This is a genomic window from Macrococcus carouselicus, from assembly GCF_004359515.1.
GTDB classification, from domain to species: Bacteria; Bacillota; Bacilli; order Staphylococcales; family Staphylococcaceae; genus Macrococcus; species Macrococcus carouselicus.
In genome coordinates, this window is sequence record NZ_SCWD01000021.1 from 1 (window position 1) to 427 (window position 427).

A 427-nucleotide genomic window follows, 5' to 3' on the forward strand; every position below is an offset into this window, starting at 1 on the left:
GTGTTGTATATTTACAGATAATTTACCCGCACGTGTATTAGTTGAGATTAAATCAACTTGTGATGAAAATTTATTAACTTTAGTAACTCTTCCAACAAAACCTTGTGATGTCATCACAGCCATATTTGAAGTTATACCTGATTTAGATCCCTTATCAATTACAATTGTATTCATCCACTGATCCGGATTTCTTGCCAAAACCGTAGTAGAAATAGGATCAAATTTTGAAATATCTTTTAAATCAAGCTCTTTTTTTAATTTTTCATTTTCCGCTTCTAATTGTTGGTTCTTAGATTCTAACTGGCTAATCTTATTTTTAGATTCTTTAGAATCTCCTTTTTTAAAAAAGTCCCCAATCGTACCAGCAACAAAATTAACTGGATAACTCACAACTCGTTGTCCAAAAGACACAGAATCACCTATATAT

Annotated in this window: 1 protein-coding gene; it reads right to left on the reverse strand. The window is 30.9% G+C overall.

Going from position 1 to position 427, the window contains the following annotated elements:
- Window positions 1-427: rod shape-determining protein MreC (locus ERX40_RS11085; RefSeq protein WP_133418551.1), on the reverse strand; the 427-nt coding region annotated here is incomplete at both ends.